We start from the raw sequence: 6875 nt of genomic DNA on the forward strand, positions 1-6875 counted from the left end.
TTCACCTCTTTATTTCAAATTTTTTAGCCCTTATGCCTTTTTTCTGGTGAGCTTTTCCGCATTCCTTACATCTGTAGCGGAGATGAACTCTTTTTGTTGGCTTTTCCCTTCCCTCTGGCTTCGGGCGGGGATAGCCCCTGTAACCCGCTGTAACTCTTCTGAATCTTCTCTGCCCCCATTTTAACTCAGATGCTTTCTTTTTCTTAACTCTTTCTATAGCATGCTCTGTATGATGTTTGCAGTAGGGGCAGTATGTCTTTATTATTGCAGGTCTAATCATGATGGTGTAATAGGAAATAATATATAAAAATGTTTATATTCCTTTCCTTATCTCCTCAATAATTTCCTTTGCCCTATCCATCCTTATTTTTCCTTCCTCCACCATCCTTTTTGCAACAATATCTATTTCCTCTCCTTTTGCTCCAGCCATTATCGCTATATTCTGGGCATGAAGTTTCATATGCCCCGCCTGTATTCCTTTCGTTGAAAGAGCATAAATTGCCGCAAAATTCTGAGCCAGCCCAACAGCCGCCATTACTTCCGCAAGCTCCTTTGCTGTTTTTATACCCATTATCTTAAGACATATTTTTGCCATAGGATGTACTTTTGTTGCCCCTCCAACTGTTCCAACTGCAAGCGGAAGCTTTATTCTTCCATGCAGGTCTCCATTTTCATTTTTCTCCCATATTGTTAGTGGTTTATATCCCTGCATGCATGCATACGCATGCGCCCCCGCCTCTATTGCCCGCCAGTCATTTCCTGTTGCTATTGCAACCGCATCTATCCCGTTCATTACTCCTTTATTGTGTGTTGCAGCCCTGAAAGGATCGAGATATGCAAACTCGTATGCCTTCAAAACTTTATCAATTGCATCTCCTATTTCCTCTTTTTTATAAGTTACTTCTGCTTCAGCAAGCCTATAGACAGCAAGGTTTGATATTATTCTAAGCAGTGCCTTTCCACCGCTTATTTTCTCAATTAGAGGGGCGGTTGCTTCAGCCATCGTATTTACAGCATTTGCTCCCATTGCATCCCTAACATCAACAAGCAGATGAACAACAAGCATATCATTGCTCAGCCATCTAACCTCAACATCCCTTGCACCTCCTCCGAATTCAACAAGCACTTTATCCTGAGCATTTGCAAGCTCTATTATATCTTCCTTCCTTTCCATTATTTTCTCCACAGCATCCCTGCAGGGATTCAAAATCTGTATCTGACCTATCATTACTGGCTTGCTTGCTTTCGCTTTAAATCCCTCAGGGCGCGCCATCCTCGCAGCATTTGAAGCAGCAGCAACAACAGATGTTTCTTCAATAGCCATTGGAATTAGCATTTCTTTTCCATTTATTATAAAATTTGTTGCAATCCCCAGAGGAATTTGCATGCATCCAACCGCATTTTCAATCATTCTGTTTGCTATATCCTTTGGAAGAGCATTGAAAGAAATTAGCTGATTTGCCTCTTCTTCAGTAAGCCCTGCAAATTCCTTAACAATTTTAACTCTTTCTTCCATACCCATTTTATAAAACCCAGATATGCGGGACGATTTCATAAAAAAACAATTTTATTTCGGTATAAATAATTAACCGACAATTTTATATCTACCTTTTATTTATCTGAATATGGCAAAGAAAAGGAGCGGCTTCCAGTCTGCTGCTGGCTTGGTGAGATACTTTGAGGAAGAAAAAACTGGTTTAAAAATTGATCCAAGATTCATAGTTGTTTTTTCAATTCTTACCGTTGCTGTTGTTGTGATAGTTAAGCATCTCTTTCCCGTCTAATGTATGTTTTCATTCTCGGTCCAGCAGGCGCAGGCAAAACAAGCATAGCAAAAAGCCTTTCTGGATACGGGATTTTAATAAATCTTGATGCCGCAACACCCTGCAATGCGGATGTTGATATAAGGAAATGGGTCAAAGTAGAGGAAATTCAAAAAAATTATTCTCTTGGAATAAACGGGGCTCTTTTAAAGAGTATGGAAATAATAAGCAACATGGATGAATGGTTTGTAAAAGATAAAAGTAAAATTAAAATTGTGGACACACCGGGGCAACTTGATATTTTTCTATATCATGACTATGGAATAAAAATAGTTAAGAAAGCATCTGAAAATGACATTGTTTCATCTGTTTTTGTTGTTGATGCAAATGAAGTTCTTTCAATTGAAAATTATCTTGCAATGCTTGCTTTAAATGCGATTATAAATTTGCGCCTTTCAGTTCCATCAATAACCATCATAAATAAAATTGATATGGTTGATGCCAAGCGAATAAAAAAATTTTTTGATAGAAAATATTTGAAAAATGAGACAAAAAAAGGAGATGCAGTTGTTTCTCTTGCCTCTGGATTGATTGATTATATAGAATATACAAGCATTTATTCCCGTCCAATTTTTACTTCTGTAAAAACTGGAGAAGGAATAAAAGAATTATATGATGCAATTCATGAAGTCCAATGTTCATGCGGCGAGTTATAATTTATTTTATGATTGAACCATACATTTTATAAATAAAAAAACATTTCTCTCAGCATGAAGAAAACAGCAATATGCATTGCAGGAATTTTGCTTGTTTCCTTATTCACCATACAGGGGAGGGCAAATGCTAATGGCGGGGAAATTTCTGGAGTTGCATTTGCAAGTGATGGAAACATAATTACTGTCGGCTATTTGCTCGAGAATGAGAAATATGTAATGACCGTTGAAAAATACGACAGCCAGAATGGATACTTAATTTGGAGCAAGAAATTCAGCACATATTCACAAAATATCGGAAAGGCGGTTGTTGTGGATGCCAGCGGAAACATTTATGCGGGGGCGGTGGCTGGAGGAGGGGTTGCGGGAATTGAAATTCCATCAACTGATTACTTAATTGTTAAATATGATAAGAATGGAAATGAAATATGGAATAAGACATATAATAATGGATTTGCTGATTTTTTAATGGATATGGCGATAGATGAAGATAATAATGTTTATGCAACTGGAATGACTCTTTATCTCAATATTGGAAATCAAAGTCTATCAAATATTGATTTCTGGACAATAAAAATTGGGGGAGATGGAAATATAATCAGGCAGGATAAATATGATGAGGAAATGGATGCAGCTTTTGGTATAGATATTAAAGGAAATAAAGTTATTGTTGCTGGAACTGTGCAGAAAGGGGAGGAGCAGAGTAAATATTGTGCGGTTATCTATAATAAGGATTTGGTTCTGACTTCAACCATATATTATGAAATCGGAATATGTTCTGCTTCGGATGTTGCGATTTTCAATGATGGAAGCTTTGCTGTTACTGGAAGCAAGAATGACGATATATTAACAATTATTTATGATAGCAATGGAAATAAGAAAAAAGAGTTTTCTGAAGGAGGAAGCAAGAAGGATGACGCACTTGCAATTTCATCAGATGGAAGCAATTTTGTTATAGGGGGTTATACAACAACAGAGAATATTCAAAAGAAATGGTATATTGCAAAATACAGCCAGAATTCAAAATTATGGGATTTAAAGGATATAGAGGGAGAGATAAAAAGAGTTGCAATTGATAATGAAGGAAATGTATATGCGGTTGGTTATAAATTGCAGGGAGGAAATGAAATTCCATGTATAAGAAAATATTCATCCGATGGAAATTTCATATGGGAGGGAAAATTGGGAGAGCCATCCCAGCCCTTAAAGGCTGATTTCAGATGGCTTCCAACAAATCCAACAAGAGCGGATATGGTGAATTTTTATGATGCATCTACTGGGGGTATAAATTCATGGGAATGGGACTTCGGTGATGGAAGTTTTAGTTATGAAAAAAATCCAAAACATAAATACAGCACAACTGGAAGATTTTATGTAACTTTGAGGATTAGAGGCGCAGGCGGAGAGGCGAATGTAACAAAAGAAATTTATATCTCAAATGCCCTTCCTTTTGCAGATTTCGATTGGAACCCAAAAAATCCTGTGGAAAAAGTAAATATTACCTTTAATGCTTCTTCAAGCTATGATTTGGATGGCTACATAGTTAATTATACCTGGAATTTTGGAGATGGAAGCATTGCTTATGGAAAAGAAGTTATACATGCCTATAACAGCAAAGGAAATTATACAGTCAATTTAACAGTATTGGATAATGACAGGGGTGAAAAGAGAATTTCAAAATTAATTATGGTGGGCGAGAGTGGCGCTTCTCCACCCTTTGCAATTTTTACAATTAAAGAAAAAGCAGGAAAGGGAGAATTCGTATTAATTGATGGAAGTGGGAGTTATGATAACGGCACCATTGTCAAATATATATGGGATTTTGGAGATGAAACAAATATGACAACAACTCAGCCGTATGTGCAGCATGCATGGTATAAAGACGGCGAATATAAGGTTACACTCATAGTTGAAGATGATGAAGGATATCAATCATCATATTCAAGGGTTATAGTTGTAGGTGGTTTGCCTGAGTTAACAATTGTTGCTCCAGATGAAATTTCATGCGAGAAGAATAAAGAAAAATCCTTCAAAATCAATATTTCCTCCATCAATCAATCTCTATTTTACTTGAACTTTTCTTTTGAAATTGAGGGAGATATTGAGGTAAATCCACAAATAAATAACTTTAACATTTCTGCTGGTGATACAAAAGAGATTGAAATAAAAGTTATTGCAAATGAAAAAGGAAAGATAAAGATAAAATTGATTGGAAAAGATATAGAAAATGATATTGATGTTGGAAGCAATGAAGCAATTGTTTCTGTTAATTTATCTGAGAAGACACCTTCCTTTGAGCTTTTTGCATTTATACTTGCAATAATTGCCATTATACTTATAAGAAGAAAGAAATGATAGAGGTAGCGAGGTTTTTTATAGGATTTGCAGTGCTTGCCTATGCTTCATATACAGACATAAAAACAAGGGAAGCAAGCAATTTTTTGTGGATTTTAATGGCACTTCTTGGAATTATTTTTCTATTTTCATATAAACCAGATGATTTTTTTAAGATTATTATATCACTCTCCCTTTCATTTTTAATTGGAATATTGCTATATTTTTCTGGCATGGGAGGAGCGGATGTAAAAGCAATCTGGGCTATATCACTTCTCCGCCCTCTCTCAGATGATATTTTTTTCATTTTTCCAGTTAGTGTGCTTATAAATTCTCTCTTTCTTGTTTTACCTCTCCCACTGATTTTCTTTGCATATAATGCTTACAGGAAAAATCTTGAATTTCCTTACTGCTTTTTTGGATATAAAACTAAAGCAAGCATTGCAAAAAATAGTTTTGTATGGGCAATGGAAAAAGATGGTAAAAAAAGTATAAGCCCCCAGAAAGATGTCGATTTATCTTCTTACGGCGACAGGAAAATATGGGTTACGCCACAACTACCATTCCTTCTATTTATATTTTTTGGTTATATAACCGCATTTATATTTGGAAATTTTCTATTCGCCATCTTTTCTTTCTTTGAGTAACCTCTCTATCTCCTCAGCCCTTTTTTTCATTGCATTAATAAATCTTTTCTGGCTTGTAACAACATTCTTTAATGATTGTTTAAATTCCTCAGTCGCACAGTCAATAATAACTTCAATTAGCCTCGTATGCCTGTTTATTGATTTAACTATCTTTAAATATTCCTCTGCAATTTCCTCTCCAACCTTATTTTTCAATTCCTCATAAATCTCTTCCGCTTCCTTTTCCTTTTTGAAAATATCCTCTATTTTTTTTTGCAATATTTTTTTTGTAAATGGCTTAACTATATAATTTTCTATTTTATCTATTGGCTTATCTTTTGTATCCAAGGGGGTGAGAGGAAGGGCGGTGAGCATTGAAACTGGTATATCTTTTAATTTTTCATCCTCCTTTAATTTTTTTAGTGTTTCCCATCCGTCCATCTCAGGCATCATTATATCAAGAAGAATTAAATCAGGTTTTTCCTTTCTTGCTTTTTCAATGCACTCCTTTCCGCTATATGCTTTTATTATCCTGTATTTTTCTCTGAGCATATTTTCTACAAGCTCAACAATCTCCTTTTCATCATCAACAACAAGTATTTTCCTCATTTGAGCGCCTCCTGAAGCTTTACAAGCACCTCCCTTATAGTGCTGGACGATTCTATTATATCCTTCACAAGCTGTTTCCCGAAAGGCTGGAACTCCTCGCCCCCGCCCGCCTCTATCCTCTTTCTTACCATTTCCATCATTACATCCATAGGAGGCATTTCGAGGAAAATTTTTTCTATTTCTCTTTCCTTTAGATAATCCCTAATTCCATCGATAAATTCCACGGATGAAAATATTATTGATAGATTTAACCCTTCATCCAGTTTGCTTAGCAAATATTTAAAAATATTTTCATCTTTAACATATTCAACTTCATCTATCATTACTATCGTGGGTCTTTCAGAATATTTCCTTCTGTAGAATAGTCTTGAAAAAAACGATGCCCTAGTTTCCTTCTCTATCTTTTCTTTAAAACTTTCAAAGTTTATTTCTCCTCCATGAAAATATATTGCCTTTACCTTGTATAGCGGGGCAAATTGATTTATCCATAGCAGAAAAGTTGTTTTTCCAATTCCTGTTTTACCAAGGAGCCAGAAACAACTGCTTTTACTCCCCAATGCCTTTAATATGATTTTTCTTGCTTCATCCTTATAAACCATGAAATTCGGATTTGGCTCATTCGGGTTCAAAAACAATTCTTCTGGCATCTCAAATAAATATTTTTAAAATATATATTTCTTCTGCTTTTATTCGGGTGCTGTTAACGGCAGATACAGATTTACCGTTTTTAAATCTGTATTTTGTTATTGTGAGAGCTCAGCAATAACAAATTTTTCAACAAAATAGTTTGTGTTTTGCGGTTGTTATTCCGTAAAAATGCATGATCGATT

Annotated in this window: 8 protein-coding genes; 4 read left to right on the plus strand and 4 right to left on the minus strand. The window is 35.3% G+C overall.

Features of this window, described 5'->3' with window-relative positions:
* Position 1: 1 nt before the first annotated feature.
* Together H5T45_03115 and H5T45_03120 are read right to left on the minus strand one after the other, a co-directional pair.
* Positions 2-280, minus strand: a complete 279-nt coding sequence (locus H5T45_03115) for a 50S ribosomal protein L44e (GenBank protein MBC7128704.1) — start codon at positions 278-280, stop codon at positions 2-4.
* Positions 281-313: 33 nt separating this feature from the next.
* On the minus strand, positions 314-1555 hold the full coding sequence (locus H5T45_03120) for a hydroxymethylglutaryl-CoA reductase, degradative (GenBank protein MBC7128705.1): 1242 nt from the start codon (positions 1553-1555) through the stop codon (positions 314-316).
* Positions 1556-1619: 64 nt separating this feature from the next.
* Between H5T45_03120 and H5T45_03125 the strand changes: the two genes are divergently transcribed.
* The 4 genes from H5T45_03125 to H5T45_03140 are packed head-to-tail and all read left to right on the plus strand — an operon-like array spanning position 1620 to position 5457.
* Positions 1620-1784 (plus strand): preprotein translocase subunit Sec61beta, encoded by a 165-nt coding sequence (locus tag H5T45_03125; GenBank protein MBC7128706.1) that lies wholly within the window; start codon positions 1620-1622, stop codon positions 1782-1784.
* Entirely contained in the window at positions 1784-2479 is a 696-nt protein-coding gene (locus tag H5T45_03130) for an ATP/GTP-binding protein (GenBank protein MBC7128707.1), read from the plus strand. Before H5T45_03125 ends, H5T45_03130 begins: the two co-directional genes overlap by 1 nt.
* Positions 2480-2533: 54 nt before the next feature.
* Positions 2534-4831: a PKD domain-containing protein gene (locus tag H5T45_03135; GenBank protein ID MBC7128708.1), complete on the plus strand. Its 2298-nt coding sequence runs from the start codon at positions 2534-2536 to the stop codon at positions 4829-4831.
* The gene (locus H5T45_03140) at positions 4828-5457 is read left to right on the plus strand and encodes a prepilin peptidase (GenBank protein MBC7128709.1); all 630 of its coding nucleotides are present in this window, start codon (positions 4828-4830) and stop codon (positions 5455-5457) included. Before H5T45_03135 ends, H5T45_03140 begins: the two co-directional genes overlap by 4 nt.
* Here the strand turns inward: H5T45_03140 and H5T45_03145 are convergent.
* Both H5T45_03145 and H5T45_03150 read right to left on the minus strand, forming a co-directional pair.
* Positions 5428-6045: a response regulator gene (locus H5T45_03145; protein MBC7128710.1), complete on the minus strand. Its 618-nt coding sequence runs from the start codon at positions 6043-6045 to the stop codon at positions 5428-5430. The genes H5T45_03140 and H5T45_03145 overlap by 30 nt on opposite strands.
* Positions 6042-6692: a hypothetical protein gene (locus tag H5T45_03150; protein ID MBC7128711.1), complete on the minus strand. Its 651-nt coding sequence runs from the start codon at positions 6690-6692 to the stop codon at positions 6042-6044. The genes H5T45_03145 and H5T45_03150 overlap by 4 nt, the downstream gene beginning before the upstream one ends.
* Positions 6693-6875: the final 183 nt, after the last annotated feature.

The sequence above is a fragment of the Thermoplasmatales archaeon genome (genome assembly GCA_014361245.1).
Classification (GTDB): domain Archaea; phylum Thermoplasmatota; class E2; order UBA202; family JdFR-43; genus JACIWB01.